The sequence below is a fragment of the Verrucosispora sp. TAA-831 genome (assembly GCF_050780145.1).
Lineage (GTDB): Bacteria > Actinomycetota > Actinomycetes > Mycobacteriales > Micromonosporaceae > Micromonospora.
The window spans coordinates 3,892,156-3,915,873 of record NZ_CP192240.1; the positions used below are offsets into that span (position 1 = coordinate 3,892,156).

The 23,718-nt window shown below is 71.4% G+C and carries 20 protein-coding genes; 2 read left to right on the forward strand and 18 right to left on the reverse strand.

Annotation, left to right across the window (positions count from 1 at the left end; all coding sequences use genetic code 11):
* Nucleotides 1-157 precede the first annotated feature (157 nt).
* Nucleotides 158-3,052, forward strand: coding sequence for an AfsR/SARP family transcriptional regulator (locus ACQVFL_RS17460; protein ID WP_396699407.1), 2,895 nt, complete (start codon nucleotides 158-160; stop codon nucleotides 3,050-3,052).
* Between the two features lie 70 nt (nucleotides 3,053-3,122).
* Here the strand turns inward: ACQVFL_RS17460 and ACQVFL_RS17465 are convergent, their stop codons facing one another.
* The 10 genes from ACQVFL_RS17465 to ACQVFL_RS17510 form a co-directional block, all read right to left on the reverse strand.
* The gene (locus ACQVFL_RS17465; RefSeq protein ID WP_396699409.1) at nucleotides 3,123-3,458 is read right to left on the reverse strand and encodes a VOC family protein; all 336 of its coding nucleotides are present in this window, start codon (nucleotides 3,456-3,458) and stop codon (nucleotides 3,123-3,125) included.
* Nucleotides 3,455-4,438: an LLM class flavin-dependent oxidoreductase gene (locus ACQVFL_RS17470; protein WP_396699411.1), complete on the reverse strand. Its 984-nt coding sequence runs from the start codon at nucleotides 4,436-4,438 to the stop codon at nucleotides 3,455-3,457. The genes ACQVFL_RS17465 and ACQVFL_RS17470 overlap by 4 nt, the downstream gene beginning before the upstream one ends.
* Nucleotides 4,439-4,444: 6 nt before the next feature.
* Complete coding sequence (locus ACQVFL_RS17475; protein ID WP_350697081.1) at nucleotides 4,445-5,416, reverse strand: enoyl-CoA hydratase/isomerase family protein; 972 nt, start codon at nucleotides 5,414-5,416, stop codon at nucleotides 4,445-4,447.
* Nucleotides 5,417-5,425: 9 nt separating this feature from the next.
* Nucleotides 5,426-6,424 carry an LLM class flavin-dependent oxidoreductase gene (locus ACQVFL_RS17480; RefSeq protein WP_396699413.1) on the reverse strand — a complete coding sequence of 333 codons (999 nt, stop codon included), beginning with the start codon at nucleotides 6,422-6,424 and terminating at the stop codon, nucleotides 5,426-5,428.
* Entirely contained in the window at nucleotides 6,424-7,971 is a 1,548-nt protein-coding gene (locus tag ACQVFL_RS17485) for a class I adenylate-forming enzyme family protein (protein ID WP_396699415.1), read from the reverse strand. The genes ACQVFL_RS17480 and ACQVFL_RS17485 overlap by 1 nt, the downstream gene beginning before the upstream one ends.
* Entirely contained in the window at nucleotides 7,968-8,972 is a 1,005-nt protein-coding gene (locus tag ACQVFL_RS17490) for an LLM class flavin-dependent oxidoreductase (RefSeq protein WP_431727025.1), read from the reverse strand. Before ACQVFL_RS17490 ends, ACQVFL_RS17485 begins: the two co-directional genes overlap by 4 nt.
* Nucleotides 8,969-10,069, reverse strand: a complete 1,101-nt coding sequence (locus ACQVFL_RS17495; protein ID WP_396699419.1) for an LLM class flavin-dependent oxidoreductase — start codon at nucleotides 10,067-10,069, stop codon at nucleotides 8,969-8,971. Before ACQVFL_RS17495 ends, ACQVFL_RS17490 begins: the two co-directional genes overlap by 4 nt.
* An 81-nt stretch (nucleotides 10,070-10,150) precedes the next feature.
* A complete protein-coding gene (locus tag ACQVFL_RS17500) occupies nucleotides 10,151-11,170 on the reverse strand; it encodes an acyl-CoA dehydrogenase family protein (RefSeq protein WP_396699421.1) in 1,020 nt (339 codons plus the stop codon).
* Nucleotides 11,171-11,183: 13 nt separating this feature from the next.
* The gene (locus ACQVFL_RS17505; protein ID WP_396699423.1) at nucleotides 11,184-12,335 is read right to left on the reverse strand and encodes an acyl-CoA dehydrogenase family protein; all 1,152 of its coding nucleotides are present in this window, start codon (nucleotides 12,333-12,335) and stop codon (nucleotides 11,184-11,186) included.
* 30 nt (nucleotides 12,336-12,365) lie between these two features.
* On the reverse strand, nucleotides 12,366-13,913 hold the full coding sequence (locus ACQVFL_RS17510; protein WP_396699425.1) for an AMP-binding protein: 1,548 nt from the start codon (nucleotides 13,911-13,913) through the stop codon (nucleotides 12,366-12,368).
* A gap of 70 nt (nucleotides 13,914-13,983) precedes the next feature.
* On the opposite strand from ACQVFL_RS17510, the gene ACQVFL_RS17515 reads away from it, so the two are divergent.
* Nucleotides 13,984-14,967: an MBL fold metallo-hydrolase gene (locus ACQVFL_RS17515; protein WP_431727026.1), complete on the forward strand. Its 984-nt coding sequence runs from the start codon at nucleotides 13,984-13,986 to the stop codon at nucleotides 14,965-14,967.
* A gap of 3 nt (nucleotides 14,968-14,970) precedes the next feature.
* Here ACQVFL_RS17515 and ACQVFL_RS17520 read toward each other — a convergent pair whose 3' ends face one another.
* The 8 genes from ACQVFL_RS17520 to ACQVFL_RS17555 are packed head-to-tail and all read right to left on the reverse strand — an operon-like array spanning nucleotide 14,971 to nucleotide 23,718.
* Nucleotides 14,971-16,518, reverse strand: coding sequence for a class I adenylate-forming enzyme family protein (locus ACQVFL_RS17520; protein WP_431727027.1), 1,548 nt, complete (start codon nucleotides 16,516-16,518; stop codon nucleotides 14,971-14,973).
* The gene (locus ACQVFL_RS17525; RefSeq protein ID WP_431727028.1) at nucleotides 16,515-18,038 is read right to left on the reverse strand and encodes a class I adenylate-forming enzyme family protein; all 1,524 of its coding nucleotides are present in this window, start codon (nucleotides 18,036-18,038) and stop codon (nucleotides 16,515-16,517) included. The genes ACQVFL_RS17520 and ACQVFL_RS17525 overlap by 4 nt, the downstream gene beginning before the upstream one ends.
* The gene (locus tag ACQVFL_RS17530) at nucleotides 18,038-18,532 is read right to left on the reverse strand and encodes a VOC family protein (RefSeq protein WP_396699433.1); all 495 of its coding nucleotides are present in this window, start codon (nucleotides 18,530-18,532) and stop codon (nucleotides 18,038-18,040) included. Before ACQVFL_RS17530 ends, ACQVFL_RS17525 begins: the two co-directional genes overlap by 1 nt.
* A gap of 1 nt (nucleotide 18,533) precedes the next feature.
* Nucleotides 18,534-19,457, reverse strand: coding sequence for an SDR family NAD(P)-dependent oxidoreductase (locus ACQVFL_RS17535; protein ID WP_431727029.1), 924 nt, complete (start codon nucleotides 19,455-19,457; stop codon nucleotides 18,534-18,536).
* Nucleotides 19,454-20,638, reverse strand: a complete 1,185-nt coding sequence (locus tag ACQVFL_RS17540; RefSeq protein WP_431727030.1) for an acetyl-CoA acetyltransferase — start codon at nucleotides 20,636-20,638, stop codon at nucleotides 19,454-19,456. Before ACQVFL_RS17540 ends, ACQVFL_RS17535 begins: the two co-directional genes overlap by 4 nt.
* Nucleotides 20,628-22,052, reverse strand: a complete 1,425-nt coding sequence (locus ACQVFL_RS17545) for a zinc ribbon domain-containing protein (protein ID WP_396699438.1) — start codon at nucleotides 22,050-22,052, stop codon at nucleotides 20,628-20,630. The genes ACQVFL_RS17540 and ACQVFL_RS17545 overlap by 11 nt, the downstream gene beginning before the upstream one ends.
* Nucleotides 22,043-22,834, reverse strand: a complete 792-nt coding sequence (locus tag ACQVFL_RS17550) for an ABC transporter ATP-binding protein (protein ID WP_396699440.1) — start codon at nucleotides 22,832-22,834, stop codon at nucleotides 22,043-22,045. The genes ACQVFL_RS17545 and ACQVFL_RS17550 overlap by 10 nt, the downstream gene beginning before the upstream one ends.
* Nucleotides 22,831-23,718, reverse strand: coding sequence for an ABC transporter permease (locus tag ACQVFL_RS17555; RefSeq protein WP_396699441.1), 888 nt, complete (start codon nucleotides 23,716-23,718; stop codon nucleotides 22,831-22,833). The genes ACQVFL_RS17550 and ACQVFL_RS17555 overlap by 4 nt, the downstream gene beginning before the upstream one ends.

Consider the following 23,718-nt stretch of genomic DNA (forward strand, 5'->3'; position numbering starts at 1 on the left):
GCCGATCACATTGCCGACCACCTTGCAGTCCGCTTATCCGGAGCTGGGCAGTGGATTGTCCGATTTCGGACTCTGAGCAGGAGGGTTGGCCCATTCGTCGAGATGACACAGAATAAAAATCGCTGGCGATCGATCAATCCTGGCGGGGGTGGGGTCCATGGAGTTCACGATTCTGGGGCCCACAGAACTCAGGATCGGGGAACGGTCGACACCACTCGGCACCGCGAAGCAACGTGGCCTGCTCGCCGTCCTTCTCTATCACGCCGGCGATCCAGTACGGGTCGAGACCATCGTGGAACTTCTATGGCCGGAACGGGATGTCGATTCCTGTCGCACCCTGCTCTATCCGCTCGCGAGTCGACTTCGCAGCGTTCTACGTGACGCCGGTCTACCCGAGGCGCTGCAAAGAGTTCCCGGGGTGAACGCCTATCGGCTGGACGTCGAGCCGACACTCGTCGACTATCACCGGTTCCGCAGCCTCACCTCGCAGGCCCGGCGCGCTGCCGAGGAGAACCGGCACGACCGGTGTGTCTCGCTGCTCGACACCGCGCTCGGGCTGTGGCGGCACGATCCCCTTCCGGAACTTCGCGGAGCACGGTGTGAACACCTGCGGCGGGACATGCAGGAGCATCTGCTGGCCGCGCAGAAACTACTCACGTCCAGCGAACTGGCCGTCGGCGAGTACGACCGGGCGCTGGTCCGATCGGAGTACCTGGTCACGGAGAACCAGTACGACGAGGCGGTCGCCCGGCTGCGGGCCACCGCTCTGCACAGCGCCGGTCGCACCCACGACGCCCGCCAGTTCGTCGTCGCCTTCCGACGCCGCTTCCGGCGCAGGATGCGCACCGATCCGCAACTGGACCTCACCGAGTTCTCCCCGCCTGCCCCCGCAGGTCGGCAGGGCACGGCCCCGACCGGGGACGGGGCGACATCAGTGCCCCGGCAGTTGCCCTACGACGTACCGGACTTCACCGGTCACACCGAACTCCTGTCCGAGTTGGACACTCTCGCCACCGACGAGGGCACCCCGAACGTGATCGCGCTGGCCGGGATGCCGGGGGTCGGCAAGACGGCGTTCGCCACCCGCTGGGGCCACCATCGGCGGGACTGGTTTCCCGACGGTCAGCTCTATCTGAACGCCGAGGCGCACAGCCGGGTGCCACCGATGTGTCCGGAGGACGCCCTGCGGCGCTTCCTCGTCGGCCTCGGCGTACCCGCCGACCGGGTGCCGGTCGACCCGATGCAACGGGGCGAGCTGTACCACCGGCTGATGAGCGGCCGGCGGATGCTCGTCGTGCTCGACAACGTGCTCGACTCGGACCAGGCACAACAGCTCATCCCCCGGTCCGACACCAGCCTGACGATCGTGATCAGTAGAAATCGTCTCAGCGGACTCAGCGTCCGACACGGAGTCCGTAGCCTGATTGTCACGCCGCTCCCGCACGCCGACCGGCAGCACCTGCTCACCCGCATCGTCGGAGCCGAACGCGCCGCTACCGACCCCGCCGCCCTGGACACGTTGGGTCGACTCTCCGGCGGCCTCCCGATCGCACTGCGGATCATCGGCGAGCGTGTCGCCGCCCACCCTCGGGCCCCTCTCGGCGACCTGGCCGACGATCTCGCGGACCGGCTGCTCGACCTCGACGGCGACGACAGCGACGAACTCACCCTGCGTACCGTCTTCGCGTGGTCGGTCAATGCGCTCGCGCCTCTGCCGGCCCGACTGTTCCGAAGTCTCGGGCGTTTTCCCGGGGCGACCGTCGCGGCGGAGGCCGCAGCGGCGCTTCTCGGGACGAACGCCGTCGTGGCCGAGCGGGCGCTGGACCGGCTCGCCCGCGCTCATCTCGTCAACCACGACTCCGTCAGTCGGTATCGGATGCACGACCTGCTGCACCGATACGCGAGCGAACAGGACGACCGGCCCGACGGGGCACCCGACGCCACCCTGCGGCGGCTGCTCGACTGGTATCTGCTGACCGCCGTCGATGCTGTTCGGTGGTTGGAACCGCAGCGCCCGGCAGTGCCGGACCTGCCCGAGGGCGTCGGGGTCACGCCGGTCCGATTCACCACGGAGGGTGACGCGCTGCGGTGGTGTGAAGCAGAGCGGAGCAATCTGCCCGGAGTCGTCCGGGCCGCAGCCGCACAGGGCTTCTCGCGCCATGCCTGGCAGCTCGCCGACACGGTGCACGAGGTGTACGACCGCTCCGGTCCCCAGGACGACATGTGGGACATGCTGACGGTCGCGCTCGATGCCGCAACCGCCGACGGGCACCTGCGCGGCCGGGCCGGCACCCTGGCCAACCTCGGTGCCGTCCACTTCGCCAGACACAGCTACCAGCAGGCCGGTGACCTCTTCACCCAGGCGCTGGACCTCGCGGTGGAGCACGGTTTCACCGAGATCGAGCTGGCCTGTCTGCACAACCTCGGCTCGGTACATCTCCGTACCGGTCGGGTCACGACCGCCGTCGAGGTCTTCCAGCAGGTACTCTCCGCGTGCCGGGCGGTGGGCGACGTGACCGGCGAGGCGTACACCCTCTACCACCTCGGTGACGCGCACCGGCAGCTTGAGCAGTACGACCGGTCCCGTCGCCTCTTCCAGGAGGCCCTGACCCTCTGGGAGCGGGTCGGTTCGTTGCGCGGACGAAGCCTCAACCACGTACGTCTCGCCGAACTGCACGTACAGACCGGTCACCCGGAGTCCGCCCTCACGCAGGCCCAGGTCGCGCTGGGTCTACACGGCAGGGTCAACGACGAGGGCATCCGCTGCGACGCCCTCGTCGTCGCTGCCGAGGCCCGCCTGCGGCTGGGGCAACACCGCAACTGCCTGGCCGACGCCACCCTGGCCCGCGCCGTCAGCGAGGAACTGGCCGATCCGTTACGCCAGGCGCGGGCGCTCGCCGTCCTCGCGGAGGCTCTCGTGGTCACCGGGAACCATCACGTCGCGCAGGTGCGCTGCCGGGAAGCCCTCGACATCCTGGACGAGGCCGGCGAGCACGAGCAGCTCGCCGTACTCGACCGCTTGCTGGCGGTGGCCGCCACCGCCCCCGGCTGACCCGGACTCCGGCGAGGTTCCCCGACGCCGACCGGGCCGACGTCCCGGGCCGGGGCCGAACGGTAGTCGGTCAGGCGAGGCGTTGGTAGACGACGAGCGGGTTGCCGCCCGGGTCGACGACCACCGCGCGTCGCTCGTGCGGGCCCACCACGACGTCGCCCGCCGTGCCACCGGCGGCCGTCGCCTGCGCGAGGCAGGCGTCCAGGTCGTCGACCTGGATGCTGAGCAGGGTACGACCGGCGACGGGTTGCTGCGACGCGTCGGCCAGGCCGACGGTCACCGTGCCGTCGGTGAGCGCCGCGTACCGGTCGCCGTCGCGGAAGCGTACGGCCAGCCCGAGGCCGGTGTAGAAGTCGAGCTGGGCGTCCAGCTCGTCGGCGGGGACGATCACGTGTCCGATCTTCATCTGCGGAACCTCGGCATGACCTCGCGGGCGAAACGTTCGACGATCCGGATGGAGTCCTCGATGGGCAGGCCGAGCCACTGCGCGCGGAAGACGAAGTGGTTGAAACCGGCGTCGGCGAAGTCCTGGACCTTCGCCGCGATGTCGTCGGGGGACCCGAAGAAGAGGGCCCGCTCCTTGATGGCCTCCCACTGGGACTCGAAGAAGTCCATGCCGTACTGCACGTACTCGCCGTAGGAGCGACGGACCGCGTCACCGGCGAGGGCGTACGCGTCGTCGAAGGAGTCGGCCACGCAGAGGTCGCGGTGGATCGGGAAGACCGCCCCCTCCTCGCCGAAGCCGGCCGCGCGGCGCTGCTCCCGGTAGTCGGCGAGGTTGCCGACGGCCCAGTTACGGCGGACGTTGGACGGGGCGAGCCAGGGCAGGCCCTGCCGGGCGATCCGGGCGATGCCGGTGGGGCCGTTGGCGCCGACCCAGACCGGCGGGTGCGGCTGCTGGACGGGCAGCACGCTGCACCGTACGCCGTCGAGGGTGAAGTGTCGGCCCTCGTGGTGGACCGTCTCGCCGGTCCACAGCCGCTGCATCACGGCGAGCGCCTCGTTCATCCGGGAGACCCGGGTGCGCCGGTCGATGCCGAACGAGGCGAACTCCACCTCCCGGTAGCCGGCACCGATGCCCAGGACGAACCGACCGCCGGACATCTGGTCGATGGTGGCGATCTCCTCGGCCCAGTGCACCGGGTGCCCGAGCGGCAGGATGAGGATCCCGGTGCCCAGCTCCATCGTGCCGGAGTGGTCGATCAGTCGGCTCAGCAGCGGCAACGGCTGTGGGGTCCGCAGCGACGACAGGTAGTGGTGGATGCCGTAGACCGAGTCGTAGCCCAGGTCGCGGACGTGCTGGACGTACTCGACGGTCTCGCCGAGGCGTCGACCCAGGTCGTCGTCGTACGCGTACTGGTGGTCGAGCAGGACGCCGAACTTCATCGCGGCCTACTTCTCGCGGGCCCGCGAGTCGCTGAGCCGGAAGTACGGCGCGACCAGCCGGTCCCGGTCGGCCAGCGCCTGCGCGATGCCCTTCTCCCGCCGCTCCTTGAGGAAGTTCCAGTCGCCTTCCTCGAAGCTGACGTTGGTGGCCCAGCCGTGGCCGACCCACCCGGTCATCGCGCCCAGACCCTTGCCCCGGGCCTCCATCACCACCTGCATCATCGACTTGCCCATCATCAGCGAGTCGAGCGGCATCACGGCGATGGCGTCGGCGTAGTCGTCCACCCAGCGCGACAGTTCCTCGCGCTCGACGACCTTGGTGACCAGGCCCTTGCGTTCGCCCTCCTCGGCGCCGATGGCCCGCATGGTCAGCATGACGTCCTTCATCGTCGTCAGGCCGACCTTCTCGATCCAGTGGTACATGTCCTGCGGGGCCGGGCCGAGGTAGCGGAAGGCCGGGTGGGTGAACCGGGCGTCGGGGCTGGCGATGACGATGTCGGCGGAGAGCGCGATCTGGAAGTGTCCGCCGTAGCAGTAACCCTGCACCTGGCAGATGGTCGCCTTCAACGACTCGATGATCGGGCGGGTGAAGCCGGAGCTGAGCACGTTGCGGTCGGGCAGGATGCGCTGCCGCTGCGCCGGGCGACGGCGGGACGCCTTGTCGGTGCCGGTCTTGTAGCCGATGTAGTGGCCGAGTTCGGCGGCGTCGGCGCCGGTGCCGAAGTGGTCGCCCTCGCCCTTGAACACGATGACCTTCACCCGGTCGTCGGTCTCCGCCTCACGGACCAGGTCACCGACGCGCTCGAAGGCGGCGACGGGGATGGCGTTGAGCCGGTCGGGGCGGTCGAAGGTGATCGTCGCGACCGACCGCTCCTCGTCCACGTCGTACCGGACGTACGTCGCGAGGACCTCGGGGTCGACCTCCATGTTCTCGACGTCCCACTGGTCGGCGAGCAGTTCGGCTTCGGTCTTCTTCACGGCGGTTCCTTAGGGTCGGCTGGTGCGGAAGGCGGGGAACACCTCGGTGGCGAACAGCCGCAGCGAGGCGCGCAGTCGCTCGGTCGGCATGCCGAGCCACCCGGGGCGGAAGATGAGATGGTCGAAGCCGAGGTCCCGCAGGGCGGAGATGCGTTCGATCAGGAACTCCGGCGAGCCCAGCAGCAGGGTGTTGCGGACCAGGTCGTCGAAGCGGTCGCGCTGCCAGCGCAGCGCCGGGTACTCGGCGTAGGTGGAGTACTCCCGCCGGGCGTGCGGCAGCGCCTCCTCGACGGCCTGTTCGGTGGTGGGCGCGCAGTACAGCTCGACACCGACCGGCCGCTGCACGGTGGCGGGGTCGCGGCCGTACTCGGCCAGGGCCTCGTCGTAGACGGCGAGGTGCTCGGGCAGGAACCGGCGGCTCGGCGAGTTGCCCGGCGCGTACCAGGCGTCGCCGAGGCGGGCGGCGCGGCGGACGGCCTTGCGACCGCCCGCGCCGATCCAGATCGGCGGGCCGCCCGGGGTCAGCGGCCGGATGCCGATGGTGGCCTCGGCCTGTGGATAGAACTCGCCGTCGTGGGTGACCGGCGTGCCGCTCCAGAGGGCCCGGATCAGCCGCAGGCTCTCGTCGAAGCGACGGAACCGGGCCTGCGGGTCCAGACCGAAGGCGGCGAACTCGTTCTCCCGGTAGCCGGCGCCGACGCCGAGGACCACCCGGCCGCCGGAGAGGTGGTCCAGGGTCGCGAACTCCTCGGCGACGTGCACCGGATGGAACATCGGCAGCAGCAGGATGCCGGTGCCGAGGGTCATCTCGCCGGAGCGCGGGATGAGGCTGGCCAGCATCGAGATGGGCTGTGGGGTGGCCAGGTTGGACTGGAAGTGGTTGATCGTCCAGACCGAGTCGTAGCCGAGTTCGGCGGCGAGTTCCACGGTGCCGAACAGGTCGTTCAGGTGCCGGCCGAGGTCGTCGCCGTGCGGGTACTGGTGTGACGCCATGATGCCGAACTTCATCAGCTCCGACCTCCCTCGGCGGCGGGCGCCGCGACCCGGCTGGTCTTGCCGGTGGCACTGCGTTCCAGGGCGGGTACGAACTCGACGCGCCGGGGTGCCTTGAAGTGCGCCAGGCGGTCGCGGGCGAAGGCGACGATGCCCTCGGCGAGGACCGCGTCGGGGATCGAGTCGTCGGCCCGCCGGACCACCAGGGCCACCGGGATCTCGCCCAGCCGGTCGTCCGGGCGACCGAGCACCCGCACGTCGTTGACCAGGGGGTGCTCGCGGAGTTCGTCCTCGATCTCCTCGGGCCACACCTGGAAGCCGCCGCACTTGATCATGTCTCGCTTCCGACCGACCAGGAACAGCACGCCGTCGTCGTCGACGTAGCCCATGTCGCCGGTGTGCACCCAGCCGTCGCGGACCAACTCCCGGGAGGCGTCCGGGTCGTCGACGTACCCCTTGGTCAGCGCGGAGCGGACCACCACCTCGCCCTCCGCGCCGGCCGGCAGCGCGGTGCCGGCGTCGTCGCGGATCTCCAGCTCCACCCCGGGGTAGACCCGGCCGGCCGAGCCGGGCTTCCACCGGCCGGCCTTCATGTCCCGGCCGTTCCATCCGGCGATGTGCCCGGCCTCGGTCGACCCGTAGTTGACCAGGATGGGTACGTGGTAGCGCTGCTCGAAGGCGCGTCGTACCGGCCACGAGATGGCCTGCCCGGCGACCAGGACCGACTTGACGCCCTCGAACGGCAGGTCCCGTTCGGTGTGCACGATGTCGAAGACCATGGTGGGGAGGAAGAAGAAGTTGTCGAAGGCGAAGCGTCGCATCAGCGTGTCGAGGCGGTCGACGCCGAAGCGCTCCCAGACCACTGCGGCCCGGCCGACGAAGTACGCGAAGAGCAGCGAGTGCTGGCCACCGCTGTGGAACAGCGGCAGGGCGATCAGGTTGGGTCTCGCATCGGTCGCGGCGCTGCCCTCGGCGTCGGTGCCGGTGGCCACCCGCGCCATCCGCATCAGCGACTCCCGGGACCCGCCGTGGGTGACGCTGACCGCCTTGGGTCGGCCGGTGGTACCGCCGGTGAACAGGATGCACGCCTCCGCGTCCGGTGCGACGTCGACGGCGGGTACCCGGGTCGGGTGTCGCCAGGACAGCGCAGGCGCCCCGGCGACCGGTTCGGTGACCGAGCGGACCGGCAGGTCGGTGCCGGTGCGGAACTCGGCGACCACCTCGGGCCGACGGTCGTCCACGAGCAGCAGGCGCGGCGTGGTCTTGGCGACCGACTCGGCGAGTTCGGCGGCGTTGTAGAGGCTGCTGACCGTCACCGGCACCGCGCCGATCTTCCACGCGCCGAAGAGGAAGAACACGACCTCGGGGCCGTTGGTGAGGTAGCAGGCCACCCGGTCACCGGCGCCGACGCCCTCGGCGCGCAGCGCGGCGGCGACGCCACCGGAGAGCAGGTCGACCTCGTCGAAGGTCCACGACCGGCCGTCCTCGCCGTGCAGGCCCGGCACGTCGGCCCGGTCGGTGCTGCGGCCGTGCAGGATCAGGGCGAGATTCGCGCCGCTCATCGCGTCGTCTCCTCGGTGCTCGGCGTGGCGACCCGGCTGATGACCTCGGCGCCGAACCGGGCGAGTTGCTCCATCGCCTCCTCCTGGCTGGCGCCGACGAACTGGTGTCGCAGCGACACCTCGGTGATGCCGAGGTCGTTCTCCCAGCGGCGGAGCTTGTCGACGATCTCGTCGGCGGACCCGACCAGGCAGTCCTGGGCCAGGTACCGGTCCAGATCCAGCGACTGGGCCTCGTCCCACGACTTGTAGCCCGCGTACTGGCGTTGCAGGTGCGGGCGGACCGCCGCGACGGCGCTGCGGTAGCTGTCGCCGATGAACGCCTCACGACTCATCGGGTATTCGCGGACGGGGTCGAAGCCCCGCTCGGCGAGTTCGGCACGGTAGATGCCGAGGAGTCGGGCGAGTTCGGCGTCGTCGCCCTTGGGGCCGATGAGCCAGGGGGCGTCGAGCCGGGCGGCGCGTCGGATGGCGGGTTCGGCGAACGCGCCGATCCAGATCGGTGGGCCGCCGGGCTGCACCGGGCGCAGCGGCAGGTCGGCCTGTGGCACCTCGCCCCAACTGCCGGCGGCGTCGATCGTCTCGCCACGCCACAGGGCGCGCAGGATCGGGACGTACTCGCGGAGGCGGCGCAGCCGGTCCTCCCACGCCACGCCGAAGGCGGTGGTCTCCCGGCGGCGGTAGCCGGCGCCGATCCCGACGGTCAACCGTCCGCGGGTCAGCACGTCGAGGGAGGCCAGTTCCTCGGCGAGGGCGATCGGGTTGAGCAGGGGGGCCAGCAGCACCCCGAAGCCGATGCGGATCCGGCTGGTGGCGTGTCCCAGGTGACCGGCGAGCGGGATCGGCTGCACGAACGCCGACCGGGCCAGGTAGTGGTGTCCGAGGTAGACGGCGTGGAAGCCGGCCGCCTCGGCGGCGGCGGCCTGGGCCAGTACGCCGTCGATGCCCTCGGTGGCCGAGGCCGCCGGGTCGAACTGGGCGCTGAGGAAGCAGCTGATCCTCACCCGACGACCGCCTGGGCGGCGGCGGGCGCGCTCACCTGGTCGTCGGTGGCGGCGGTGGCGCGGAAGTGCGGGATGACCTTCGCGGCGAACTCCTCCATCGACTTGAGCGCGGCCTTGCGGTCCAGCGACGGGATCCGCAGCCAGCCGATGTAGTGGTTGATGCCGAGTTGTTCGCGCAGCATCTCGATGGTCTCGATGACGCGCTGCGCGGAGCCGAAGTTGCCGCCGTGGGTGAGGGTCTGCTCCAGGGTCAGCAGTTCGATGTTCTTGGCGACCGCCGCGTAGTAGGCGCGTTCCTTGTCGATGGCCTCCTCCGAGCCGGGGATGACCTTGCCGACGGACTTGTAGTAGTTGAGGGCGGCCTGCGCGGCGGCACGCAGTCCCTCGCTGCCGTCACCGCACCAGACCTGCTGCATGAAGGGCAGGTCGTAGGTGCTGATGTCGAATCCGTTCTCCCGCATGCTCTGCCGGTAGAGGTCGAAGTTGCGCTGCATCACGCCCAACGGGGTGAAGTTCGGCGAGGTGATGATCGATTCGCCCAGGGCGCCGCGTTCGCGGAAGCTGTCCGGGGAGACGGTGCCCTGCAGGATCGGCGGCCCGCCGGGCGTGTACGGCCGGGGGTAGGTCGTGACGTTGTCGTACTGGAAGATCTTGCCGTGGTAGGAGAAGTTCTCCTGCGACAGGGCGAGTCGCAGCACCTCCAGCGTCTCCTGGTAGCGCTGCTTCGACTCCTCCAGTGGAATGCCGAAGCCGGCGAACTCGGCGGGCTGGTAGCCGCGGCCGACGCCGATGGAGACCCGGCCTCCGCTGAGTACGTCGAGGGCGGCGATGTCCTCGGCCAGCCGCAGCGGGTGGTGCAGCGGCAGCACGAGGACGGCGGTGCCGATGGTGATCTGTCGGGTCCGCTCGGCGACGGCCATGCCGAAGTTCACCGGGCTGCCGAGGATGCCGTACTTCGAGAAGTGGTGCTCGGCCAGCCAGATCGAGTCGAACCCGAGCTCGTCGGCCAACTGGATCTCGTCGAGGGTCTCTCGCAGCACCTGGTGATCGGATGTGCCGTCACTCACCGGGAACAGGTTCATGATTCCGAACTTCACGGCTTCTCCTCGTTTATTCCGACCAGCCGGTATGTTACCGCCGTGGTATCCGGCCTGCAAGGGTTTCGCAGGTCAGTGGGGTTACGACGAACGTCGGGTGGCGATGCGCAGTTCGCCGACACGGCGGCGGTGCCAGGAACCGCGGCCGAACCGGGCGTCGAGCACCATCGCCCGGCGCAGGTACAGGTGCGGCACCGCCTCCATGGTGATGCCCATGCCTCCGTGCACCTGGATGCACCGCTCGGCGGCGAACACCGCCGCCGCCCCGGCCGCCGCCTTGGCCGCGTGCACCTGGATCTCCGCGTCCGGTCGTCCGTTGTCGACCGCCCAGGCGGCGTAGAGGGTCAGGTCCCAGGCGGCCTTGCGGGCCGTGGCCGCCTCGGCGAGCTGGAAGGCGACGCCCTGGAACGAGCCGATCACCCGTCCGAACTGCTGACGGGTACGCGCCTGCTCGGCGGCCAGCTCGATCGCGCCCTGCGCGACCCCGCAGAGTTCGGCGGCGACCACCAGCGTGGCACGGGCCGCCCCGGTGCCGGCCGGCACGATGTCCTGCGGATCGGGCAGCGTGACGTCGGACAGCGGCACGGAGGGGTCGACCGACTCACGCGCGGTCACCTCGACCGGCCGGGTGGTCCACACCCCGTCGGTGGCGCCCAACGCGACCACCGCGTCCGCCTGCGCCGCGTACGGCACCAGCGTGCGTACCGGCGTCCGGGTCGACACCTGGTCGGCCCGCGCGGTGTGCCCCGGGACGTCCACCGCCGGGGTCAGCACCCGACTGCCGTCGAGCACGTCGTCCGGCAGCGGCGTACCGTGCCCCCTGCCGCAGAGCAGTTGCACCGCCGCGGCGTGCGCCGGGAACCGGCTCGCGACGAGCCGCTCGCCGAGCGCCTCGACGGCGACGAGCAGGTCGATCAGGCTCGACCCGATGCCGCCGACCTGCTCCGGCACCCCGAGGAGCCCGAAGTCCCGCAGGAGGGTCGCGTCACCGACGGGGGCCTGCCAGTGCGTCGGCAGCCCGCCGGTGGCCCGTTCCGACTCGGCCAACGCGCCGACGGTCTTGGCGATGTCCTGCTGTTCCTGGGTGAAAGTTGCCCGCACGCGATGACTCCGCTCAGCGTGAGCGGGGCAGGTTCAGCACCCGCTCCGCCAGGATCGATTTCTGGACCTCCTCCGTGCCGCCCTCGATGGTGTGGGCACGGGCGCGCAGGTAGCGGCGCATCCGGGCGGCGGCGCCGTCGCCGTCGAGCAGCACGCCGCCCCCGTCGTCGAGTTGCACGGCGAGACGGTTGGCGCGCTGCACCACCCCGGCCCAGAGGCTCTTGAGGGCCGAGGTCTCCGGCCCGGGCACTCCCCCGGCGCGGCTCTCGCCGAGCATCCGCATCGACCCGATCCGCACCGCCTCGGCGTCGCACTGCAACGCGCCGACCGCGTCGACGAAGGCGTTGTCGTCGGCGACCCCGCGCGCGATCCCGAGGTCGACGACCCGGTCCACCGCCTGGCGGGCCCACACCCACAGGTTCAGCGCCATGCTGCCGCGCTCGAAGGCGAGCGTGGTCAGGGCCACCCGCCAGCCGTTGCCGACCCCGCCGAGCACGTCGGCGTCGGGGACGAAGACGTCGTCGAGGAACATCTCGTTGAACTCGGTGTCCCCGTTGATCATCGTCAGCGGCCGGACGGTGAACCCGTCCATCGGGGCGAGGAAGTAGGTGATCCCCTGGTGCTTGGGCGCGTCGGCGTCGGTGCGGGCGAGCAGCAGACACCGGGACGCGTTGTGCGCGTTCGACGTCCAGATCTTGGCGCCGTTGATCAGCCAGCCGCCGTCCACCTTCGTCGCGGCGGTCCGCAGGCCGGCCAGGTCGGATCCGGCGCCGGGCTCGCTGAAGCCCTGGCACCAGTACTCCTCGCCGCGCAGGATGCCGGGCAGGTGCCGGGCCTGCTGTTCGTCGGTGCCGTGCGCGATGACGGTCGGTCCGGCGAGCATCATGCCGACCCCGTTGAGCGGGTACGGCGCTCCGCGCACCGCGGCCTCCTCGTTGAAGATGGCCTGCGCCAACGAGTCCAGTCCCCGACCACCGTGCGCGACCGGCCAGGACAGGCCGGCCCAGTTGCCGGCGCAGAGCCGGTCCTGCCACACCCGCGACCAGTGCTCGCGCTCGTCCTGCGACAACTCCTCCTGGTCGGGGACGTCGCGCAGCGCCTCGTCCAGCCAGGTGCCGACCTCGCGCCGGAACGCCAGGTCGGACGCGCTGTCATCGAAGTCCATCCGTCCCTCCCCTCGTGTCGTGCCGCCCGGTCACGCGGTCACCTCACGGGGACGCCGCAGCCGGGCCTTGTAGAGCTTGCCGTTGGGATCGCGCGGCAGCGCGTCGCGCACCAGGTAGGAGACCGGGCGCTTCGGCTTGGCCAGTCGGTCGGCGAGGTAGCGGCGCAGTTCGTCGACGGCGGCGTCACCGTCGGGTGCGTCGTCGCGCAGGACGACGTGCGCCTGCGGCACCTCACCGAACTCCGGGTCGGGTACGCCGATGACCCCGGCGTCGGCGACCCACTCGTGGGCCAGCAGCGCCGCCTCGATCTCGGCCGGGTAGACGTTCACGCCGCCGACCAGGATCAGTTCGGAAGCCCGGCCGGTGATGTAGAGGAAGCCGTCGGCGTCGACGTGGCCGACGTCCCAGACGGTCATCAGGCCGTCGCGGCGGGCGCCCTCGGTCTTGCCGGGATCGTTGTGGTACTCGACCCGGTCCTCGCCCTGACGCATGTAGACGATGCCGGTCTGTCCCACCGGCACCTCCTCGCCCTGCTCGTCGAGGATCCGCAGGGTGGAGATGGACGCCGGCCGCCCGACCGTGCCGGGGTGGGCCAGCCACTCGTGCGGGCGGGCGATGGTGGTGCCGACCTCGGTGGAGCCGTAGTACTCGTAGACCACCGGCCCGAACCAGTCCATGATCCGCTGCTTGACCTCCAGCGGGCAGGGTGCCGCGCCGTGCAGCACGTAGCGCAGCGAGGAGACGTCGTAGTCGTCGCGTACCGACTCGGGCAGTTGCAGCAGTCGGTAGAAGTGCGTCGGCACCATGCTGGTGCCGGTGACCCGCTGCTCCTGGACGCGCCGCAGGAAGCCCTCCGGCGTCCAGCCGTCCATCAGCACCATCGTGCCGCCGGCGTGCAGGGCGCCCATCGCCGGGGTGATGTTGGCGGAGTGGTACATCGGCGCGGAGACCAGCCAGGACGCGAAGGCCGGACGCTCCATCCCGAACTCGGCGAACAGCCAGCGGTAGGTCAGCGCTCCGGCGTCGGCGTCGATGCCGCTCAGCGGTCGCTTGACGCCCTTGGGGCGGCCGGTGGTGCCCGAGGTGTACATCATCAGCGACCCTGCGGGGACCTGCTCCGGACTCACCGCCGGCATGTCGGCGGTGAGCGCCGACAGCGGCCGGGCCCGGTCGGTCTGCGGCGTGCCGTCGACGAAGACCTGGATGCCGGGGGCGGCCTCGGCGGCGGAGACGACGACCTGCTCGACGCGCGCGGACCCGACCACCACCTTGGCGCCGCTGTCGGCCAGGATGTACGCGATCTCCGGCTCGGTGAGGTGGTAGTTGAGCGTGACCAGGTACAGGCCGGACTGCATCGCCGCGAGGTAGAGCGCGATCATCCCGGCGCTGTTGGTCATGACCGCGGCCACCGTGTCGCCGACCTCCAGCCCGGCCCGGGTACGCAGGCCGTGCGAGATCCGGTTCACCTCGGCGAACAGGTCCCCGTAGGAGATCCGACGGTCGTCGTGGGTGACGACCGCGCACAGGTCGGGTGCTGCGGTCGCCCACAGCCGAAAGCCGGTCCGCTCCTCGCTCATCGGACTCCTTGAGTTAAATTCCGACCATCCGGTATGTTGTGTTGTCCCACCGTAAGGGAGCCGAGCGACGATGTCCATACCCGCGATCGACGCCCACGCCGCCAGCTACCGCGCCCGTGAGGTGCCCACCCCCGCCCAGGTCGTGGACGGTGTCTGGGCCGTGCCCGTGCCCCTGCCCGGAAGCGCCCTGCGCTACGTGACGGTCTACCTCCTGCACACCGCCGACGGGCTCGTCCTCGTTGACGCCGGCTACGACCACCCGGTCTGCTGGCGCGCGTTCGCGCAGTCCGTGGAGTCCCTCGGGCACCGGGTCGAGGCGATCGGCACCGTCCTGCTCACCCACAACCACCCCGACCACGTCGGCTTCGCCACCCGGCTCCAGACGGTCGCCGGGGCCCGGATCGTGATCGGCCGCCCCGACGACTTCGCCACCATGCACCGCACCCGGGGCACGTTCCTCGCCCAACTGCGCGCCGCGCTCGACCTCACCGGAGCCCCCACCGACGTGGTCGAGTCGATGTACGCCGACGCCGTCGACGTCGCCGTGCACCACGAGAACCTGCGGCCGGACGTGACCGTCACCGACGAGACCGAGTTCCGCTTCGGCGACGTGACCGTGCGCGCCGTACCCACCCCGGGGCACACCTACGGGCACACCGTCTATCTCGACACCCGGGGCCTGGTCTTCACCGGCGACACCATGATGGCCGAGGGACCCACCCAACTCGCGATCGTCAGCCGCCCCGAGGACGACCCGGCCGCCGACCTGTTCGGCAGCCTGGCCCGCATCCGGGCGCTCGACGCGGCGGTGGCCTGCCCGGCCCACCAGTTCCCCTACCGCGACGTCGCCGCCCGGGTCGACGAGCTGAGCGCGTACCACCGCGACGAGGTCGACGCGGTCCGGGACCTGACCACGGTCGGCGACGACGCGTGGACGCTGGCCCGGCGGATGACCTGGCAGAAGCCGTGGGACGAGTTGGGTCGGGGCACCCGCCGCTTCCACCTCGTGCACGCCCTCGCCCTGCTGCAAACGGCGACCGGCCCCGGCCGGTGACGCTCAGCCAGGCCGCGAGTCGCCGTACGTCCAGTCCGGCCGCAACGTCGGGCGCAGCTCTCGCAGACTGCGCTTGAGTACCTTGCCCGACGGGTTGGTGGGCAACTCGGTCACCAGGTAGACCTCCTTGGGCACCTTGAACCCGCCGAGCCGCTCCCGGGCGTACGCGATCAGCTCCTCGGCGTCCAGCCCCGGGCGGCTTACCACGAACGCCACCGGCACCTCCAGCCACACCGGGTGCGGTGCCGCCACCACCGAGACGGCCAGGACCAGCGGATGCCCGGCCAGGACGTTCTCGATCTCGGCACTGGACATGTTCTCCCCGCCGCTGCGGATCATGTCCTTGAGGCGGTCCCGGATGTAGAGGTAGCCGTCGGCGTCGAAACAGCCGACGTCACCGGTGTGGAACCAGCCGTCGCGGAACGCGGCACGGGTCGCCTCCGGGTCGTCGAGATAGCCGGGGCTCACCTTCGGCCCGCGCGCGATCACCTCGCCGTTCTCCCCCACCGGCACGTCGTCGCCGTTCGAGTCCACCACCCGCACCTGCACCCACGGGGCGGGGATACCGACGGAGCCCTGCTTGCTCTGCGCGTGGGCGGCGTCCAGGTAGGTCAGCCCGCTGCACGTCTCGGTGAGCCCGTACCCCTCGATCAGCCGCGCGTTCGGGAACAGCGTGCGCGCCACCGCGTACAGGGCGGCGCTCACCTGGGAGTAGATGACCCAGCGCACCGAGGACAGGTCGGCGTCCGCCGTCTCGCGCCGGAGCATGTCGAGCATCGTCGCGGCCATCACCATCCCGGTGACCCGTTCCGTGTCGATCGCCGCCAGCACGGCCGCCGGGGCGAAGCGGCGCTGGAGCACCATGCAGCCGCCGACGTGCCAGATGCCGTACCCGGGCAGGTCGGTGCCGCCGACGTGATAGAGCGGCGCGAAGTTGAGCACCCGGTCGCCCGGCCCCAGCCCGAGTTCGACGATCTGGGCGTGCATGTTCATGTTCACGTTGCCGTGGGTGAGCAGCACGCCCTTGGGCAGGCTGGTCGTGCCGGAGGTGTAGACGATCCGTTGCAGGGCGTCCGGATCGAGGTCGGCGTCGGGCACCCGGGCGCCACGGTGGGCCTCGATCAGCCCCCGCAGGTCGGTCCAGCCGTCGCCGATCGGTTCCAGCGCGAACCGGCGTACCTGCGGCAGGCGTGCGGTGGCCAGGTCGGTCAGCCCGGCGAACTCGGGGACGGTCGCGACCGCGCACACGTCGGCGTGCGCGAGCAGCCGCTCGATCTCGCCCGGCGTCAGCCGGTAGTTCAGCGGCACGAACACCGCACCGAGTTTCGCCGCCGCCAGCGACAGGATGAGGAACTCGGGCACGTTGTTCGCCACGATCGCGATCCGGTCGCCCCGGCCCAGCCCCTCGGCGGCGAGACCGGCCGCGAGCGCGTTGACGTCCTCGTCGAGCTGCCGGTGGGTCCAGCGCCGGCCCTCGAACACCAGCGCGTCGTCGTCGCCGAAGCGCCGCGCGTTGCGGCCCAGCATGGCGGCGAGGTTGGCGGTGCTCACCGGGCCGCCTCGATCTCGCGCAGCCCCTTCTTGAGCACCTTGCCGGAGTCGTTGCGCGGCAGCGCGGTGACCACCTGCACGTACTTCGGGACCTTGTAGCGGGCCAGCTCGGCCCGGCAGTGCCCGCGCAGATCCTCACCGGTGACGGTCGCGCCGTCGCGCAGGATGACGAACGCCTTCGGCACCTCGTCCCACGTCGGGTCCGGTACGCCGATGACGGCGACCTCGGCGACGTCGGGATGCTGCGCGAGGACCCGTTCGATCTCGGCGCTGGCGATGTTCTCCCCGCCGGACTTGATCAGGTCGGCGCGCCGGTCGACGAACCACAGGTAGCCGTCGGCGTCGATCCGGCCCACGTCGCCGGTGAGGAACCAGCCGTCGCGGCGGGTCCGTCGGTTGGCCTCGTCGTCGTTCCAGTAGCCGGGCGAGACCTTCTCGCCCCGGACCACGATCTCGCCCTCCACGCCCGGGGGCACCGGCTGGAACCGCTCGTCGACGATCTCGATCCGCACGCCGGGGAACGGTGCACCGAGCGCGCCGAGCTTGCTCTGCTCGTGGGCAGCGTCGAGGTAGCATGCGCCGTTGCACAGCTCGGTCATGCCGAACGTGTCGACCAGCCGCACGTGCGGCAGCCGCCGTTTCACCTCCTGCCGCACGCTCGGCGCGACCCCGGCGAACAGCAGGTAGCGCAGGGACCGCAGGTCCGGCGGCTCGGGAAGGTCGAGCAGTCCGAAGAGGATCTGGGCGGCCAGGACCATGCCGGTGACGCGTTCCTCGGCGGCGACGCGGGCGATGTCCGCCGCCTTGAACGTCGGCGTCAGCACCATCGTCGCGCCCGCCACGAAGGTGGCCAGGCCGGGTGCCTCCAGACCGCTGACGTGGAACAGCGGCGCGGAGACCAGGATCCGGTCCTGCGGGGTGAGTTCCAGTTCGAGCAGTTGGGCGAGGTGGTTGGCGGTCAGGTTGCCGTAGGTGTGGACGACACCCTTGGGACGGGCCGTGGTGCCCGACGTGTAGAGCAGCCGGTGCACGTCGCCGGGCTCCTTGGCCGCGTCCGGGACCCGGACACCCGCCGGTTGCCCGGTCAGCAGCACGGCCAGCCGCCGGGCGTCGCCGACCACCCGGTCGCCGTTGGCCACGGCGGTCCGCAGGCCGGTACCGGCCAGCAGCCGGCCCGCGTCGTCGGCGAAGTCGTCGTCGTAGAGCAGCGCGGTGATGCCGGCCTGGTCGATGACGTACGCCTGCTCGTTCGGGTGCAGCCGCCAGTTTAACGGGACCGACACCGCGCCGATCCGGCTCAGCGCGAGCAGTTCGAGGACGTACGTGGCGGTGTTGCGCCCCAGCACGCCGACCAGTTCACCGGGGCGCAGCCCGGCCGCGAGCAGCGCCGCCGCGTGCCGGTCGACGTCGGCGTCCAGCTCGGCGTACGTCCACCGGGCCGCACCGTCGACCAGGGCCTCCCGGTCGGCGCGGCGCAGGGCCTGCCGGCGCAGCGTCAGCGAGAAGTTGCTGCCGGCCATCAGCCGTCCGCCTCCCGCCGCCGGGCGAGGATCTCCTCCCGCGACGGCAGCGACACGAACTCCAACAGGTTGCCGTCGAGGTCGCGGGCCGCGAACGCGGTGATGTACCCGTAGTTGTCCAGCAGCACCCGGTTGGGCGGGGTCAGACACTCGGCGCCCAGCGCGACCAGCCGGGCGTGCAGCTCCTCCATCTCGTCCACCGGCACCGCGAAGCTGAGCAGGAAGGTGCCCAGTTCCAGGTGCCCGCCGGTGGCGGTCCGGGTCGGGGTGCCGTTCCACTCGATGAGTTCGAGCTGGCCGATCTGGCTCGGCCCCTGGAGGTACTGCACCCGGCCGGTGGTGCCGGCGGGCAGCCCCAGCGACACCTCGATGCCCGGCCCGCCGACGTCGGTACGGAGCGTCCGGCGGTAACCGAGCGCCTGCTCGTAGAAGTCGGCGGCCCGGTCGACGTCGGAGACGGTCACCGCCACGTGGTGCACTTCGCTGACCGGCATGTCACTCGCCTTCCGTACGGTCCGACGAACCGGACAGGGCCTGCTGGATCAGGGCGACCTCGTCGGCGCCGCTGTCCGGCACGATGAAGTCGCCCAGCCGGCAGATGTCGTCGATCGAGTCGAGGATGTCGTCGGGCGAGGCCGGTGCGACGCCGCCGTACCAGCCGGGCGTGACGCCCAGGAAGATCCGCCCGACCCGGCCGCCGCCGACGGTGAGGATGTGCCGGTTGAGTTGGCACTGCTCGGAGGCGAGGAAGGTGGCCACCGCCGCGACGTGCTGCGGGTCGAACCGGTCGGTCAGGTCGCCGAGGAGGTTCTCGGTCATCCGGGTCGCGGCGGTGGGCGCGATGGCGTTGACCAGGACGCCCCGACGGGCGCCCTCCAACGCGAGCACGTTCATCAGGCCGATCAGGCCGGTCTTGGCCGCACCGTAGTTGGCCTGCCCGAAGTTGCCGAACAGTCCGGACGACGAACTGGTCAGCACGATCCGGCCGTAGCCCTGCCCGACCAGGTGCGGCCAGGCGGGCCGCAGCACGTGGAACGCACCGGCCAGGTGCACGTCGAGGACGGCGCTGACGTCCTGCTCCGTCATCTTGGCCAGGGTCCGGTCGCGCAGGATGCCGGCGTTGTGGATGATGCCGTCCACCCGCCCGTACGCGTCGATGGCGCGGCCGACCAGGTCGGCGCCGCCGGACGCGGTGGCCACCGAGTCGGTGGAGGCGACGGCGGTGCCACCGGCCGCCTGGATCTCGTCGACCACCGTCTGCGCGGCACCGGAGGAGCCCGAGCCGTCGACCGCGCCGCCGAGGTCGTTGACGACCACCTTGGCGCCGCGTGCGGCGAGCGCGTGGGCGTGTGCCCGACCGATGCCGTTGCCGGCACCGGTGACGATGACGACCCGACCGTCGAGGCTGACCCGGCTCATCGCTCGCTCCCCAGGACCGCGACGAACGCCACGCAGGAACCCGGCTGGCCGCCGAGGTTCTGGGCCACCGCCAACCGGGCGTCGGGCACCTGCCGCGCACCGGCCTCACCCCGCAGTTGGGTGAAGCACTCGAAGACCATCCGCAGCCCGGTGGCGCCGATCGGGTGGCCGAACGACTTCAGCCCGCCGTCGGTGTTGACCGGCAGCGCGCCACTGAGGTCGTACCGGCCGTCGAGGATGTCCCGCCAGGCCGTTCCGCGCGCCGAGAATCCCAGGTCCTCCATCAGCACCACCTCCGTCGGCGTGAAACAGTCGTGCACCTCGGCCAGCGAGATCTCGGTGGCCGGGTCGGTGATCCCCGCCTGCTCGTACGCCTGCCGCGCCGCCTCGACCACCTCGGGGAAGGTGGTGAAGTCGTAGCCGTCGGCGGCCAGCCCGGCACCGGAGCCGGCGACAAAGCCCATCCCGCGCAGGAAGATCGGCTTGTCGGTGTACCGGTAGGCGTCCTCGGCACGGACCAGCACCGCCGCCGCCGCGCCGTCGGAGACCCCGGAGCAGTCCAGCACGCCGAGGTCCCCGGCGATCCGGGGCGACCGCTCCACGGCCTCGGCGGAGACCGCCTTGCGGAACTGGGCGCGCTCGTTCAACGCGCCGTTGGCGTGGTTCTTCGTCGCGACCTTCGTCAGGGCGCTGCGCATGTCCCGGGCCTCGACCCCGTACGCGCGCTGGTAGGCGGGTGCGAGCAGGGAGAACCCGGCCGGCGCGGTCCAGTCCACGTCGGTGCCGTCGGCCGGTGGGAAGACCGCCGACAGGCCGGAGTACGACGAGTCCTTCAGCTTCTCCACGCCGGTCGCCATCACCATGTCGTACGCGCCGGAGGCCACCGCGAACGCGGCGTTGCGCAACGCCTCCGAGCCGGTGGCGCAGTAGTTCTCGACCCGGGTGACGGGCTTGCCGACCAGCCGCAACGGGCGGGCCAGCGTCTGCCCGGACATACCGGATCCCTGGGTGCCGACCCAGAACGCGTCGACGTCGTCGAGGGTCAGGCGGGGTTGGGAGGCCACGCACTCGCGGACCGCGTCGACCAGCAGGTCGTCGGCGGAGGAGTGCCAGTGGTCCCGGAACGGGGTGCAGCCCATCGCGACGATCGCGACGTCGTGGGCCATACGCCTACTGGCCATCGGGGGTCTCCTTGCGCGGGCGGAGTTTCCAGAAGTAGTTGTGGATCGCGTCGGTGGTCCACAGTCGCCGGAAGGTGGGCGTCATCGACATCCCGACGACCACGTCGGCGGGGTCCACGTCGGTCGCGTACGCACTGAGCCGACCTCCGCCGGCCACGTCGGCGACGACGATCGCCACCTCCGGTTCCGGCATGGTGGTCAGGTGGTCCCGGGTCGACGAGACGACCAGGGCGGTGCGGTCGCGCAGCGAGACCGTGGTGGGTTCCGCCAGGGTCGCGACACCGCAGCGGGCGCAGACCCGGCTGGGCGGTGTGGTGACCGTGTCGCAGGCCGTGCAGCGGGAGCCCTCCAGCCGGTACTTCCAGCCGGCGCGGCGGTGCATCGGGGGGGCGGCCGGTGCCGGTGCCGCCGGCCGGGCCGGACCCTGCACGTCCAGCAGTCCACGCCAGCGCAGGTAGCGGCCGTAGCCGAGGCGGTGCCGGGCGTCGAGCTGGGCGCGGACCGGCGCTCCGCCGCGCGCCACGCGGACCTGGTCGCCGACCCGGAGCACGAACGCGTCGGCCCCCTCGGTGACCGACAGCAGCAGGATGTGCTGACCGGGTTCCGCCTCGTCCAGCGTCGCGGCGAGCAGCAGTCCCGGATGGGCGGCACCGGTGAAGCCGGTGAGCCGCTCGATCGCCGCGTCCTGACCCGCGCCGCCGAGCGCGCGCCGCAGCACCGCCGCGCAGCGGGCGTTGGACGACGACACGACCACGTGGTCGACGCCGTCCCGACCCGCCTCGGTCAGGGCCCGGCGGGCCACGTCGAGCCCCGCCTCGGCGAGGACCTCCGCGGTGAACCGCTCGTCCCAGACCCGGTCGTGCCGCTCCCCCGGCAGCCGCCACCGTTCCAGCAGCTCCACGGTCCGGCCGGCGCGGGCGAGCAGGACGGCGGCGCGGGTGCCGCCACCCACGTACGCCGTGGCGGCGTCGCCCTGGGCCAGTTCGTCGGGCGCACCCGGGCGGGTGGTCCGTACGTCGGCCAGGGCGGCCACCGCTCCGGCCCGCAGGACCGTGTCGAGCGCGACCGCACCGGACCGGTGCCCGTGCAGGTCGACGGCGCTGATCCCGGGGTCCAGGCCGACCGCCTCGTGCACCACGGCGGCGGAGGTCTTCCCCTGGTAGGGCGCGCTCGTGGTGGCCAGCAGCAGGTGCCGGTCGGCCGGGATGCCGGTGGCGATGTGCCGCAGCGCCTCGACCGCCATGGTGATGCTGTCCTCGTCGAAGGCGGCGACGCCGCGCACCGGCCCTCCGGCGCGGGGTGGTCCGGACGCGTCGATCCTGTTGTCGTCGAGCGCGTACGCCGGAAGATAGGCCGCGTACGCGTCGATGCCGTGCTGCTCGTGCATGGGTGCCGGGTTCTCCTTCAGCTCCACGAGGGGATGGCGGCGAGCAGTCGCCGCGTGTAGTCCTGCTCCGGCCGGTCCAGTACGCGTTCGGCCGCTCCCTCCTCGACGACCCGTCCCCCGCTCATCACCGCGATGCGGTCGCACAGGTCGCTGGCGAGCATCAGGTCGTGGGTGACGAACAGCAGGCCGATGCCGAGTTCGTCGACCAGGGTGCGGAACAGCTCGACGACCTTGGTCTGGGTGGTGACGTCGAGGGCGGTGGTGCACTCGTCGGCGATCACCAGCGAGGGGCGGGTGACGACGGCGAGGCCGATGGCCACCCGCTGCCGCAGCCCGCCGGAGAGCTGGTGGGGATGGCTGTCCAGCACCCGGGCGGGGTCGGTGATACGCATCTGCTCCAGCACCTGCACCGAACGGCGTTCGATCTCGGCCCGGCTGATGCCCGGGACGTGTCGGCGCAGCACCTCGGCGAGGTGCACCCGGACCTTCATCAGCGGGTTGAGCGAGCGCGACGCGTCCTGGAACACCATGCCCACGGCGCTGCCCCGGACCCGTCCGGTGCGGTCCACCCCGGGGGCCACGACGACGTCACCGGCGAGCGTGACGGAACCCTGTTCCACCCGGACGTTGCGTTCCAGCAGCCCGACGACGCAGCGGGCCAGGGTGGTCTTGCCGCTGCCGGACTCGCCGACCACCCCGACGATCTGGCCGCCCCGCACCTCAAGGTCGACGGCGTCGAGCAGCCGCAGGTCGTCGGTGGCGAGTCGGGCGGTGACGGTGAGGCCGTTGATGGCCAACAGGTCGGTCATCGGCGCCTCTTCCGTGGGTCGTGGTGGGTGAGCAACGCGTCGCCGAGCAGGTTCACCAGCAGCACCAGCAGGGTGATGGCGAGGCCGGGGAAGAACGCGAGCCACCAGGCCTGGCTCAGTTCGTCCTGACCGGAGGCGAGCATCGAGCCCCAGCTCGCCCGCGCGGGTCCGACGCCGAGGCCGAGGAAGCTCAGTGCGCTCTCGATCAGGATCGCGGTGCCGACCTGGAGCGTGCCGAGCGCGACGATGGTCCCGGCGAGGTTGGGCAGGACGTGCCGGAAGACGATCCGGGCCTCCGAGGCGCCGGCCGCGCGTAGTCCGGTCACGAACTGGCGTTCCCGGACGGCCAGGGTGGCCGAGCGGGTGACCCGGGCGCAGACCGCCCAGCCGGTGAGCGCCAGCACCAGGAACAGCACCGGCAGCGAGCTGCCCCGGTTGGAGATGATCGCGAGGGCGACCAGGATGAACGGCAGGGCGAGCTGGGCGTCGATGAGGATCGAGATGACCCGGTCGACCCAGCCCCGGAAGTAGCCGGCCAGGACGCCCAGCAGCGTGCCGGGGCCGATGGCGACCAGCGCGCCGACCAGGCCGATCATGATCGTGAGCTGGCCGGCGGAGACGAACTGGGTCAGCAGGTCCTGGCCGAGCTTGTCGGTGCCCAGCGGATGCGCCCAGCTCCCGCCGTCGAGGAAGCCGGGTGGTTGGCGGGTGGCGTCCAGGTTCTGTCCGCGCTCGGGCAGCAGCCCGGTCAACGGCAGGACGAACACCAGCACGGCGACCACGGCCAGCGGCAGGGACAGCCAGAACACCGAGGTACGCGCACGTCGGGCGGTGCGGGCTGGTGGCACCGGCGCGGTGACCGGATCGAGTTCGAGTTGGCTCAC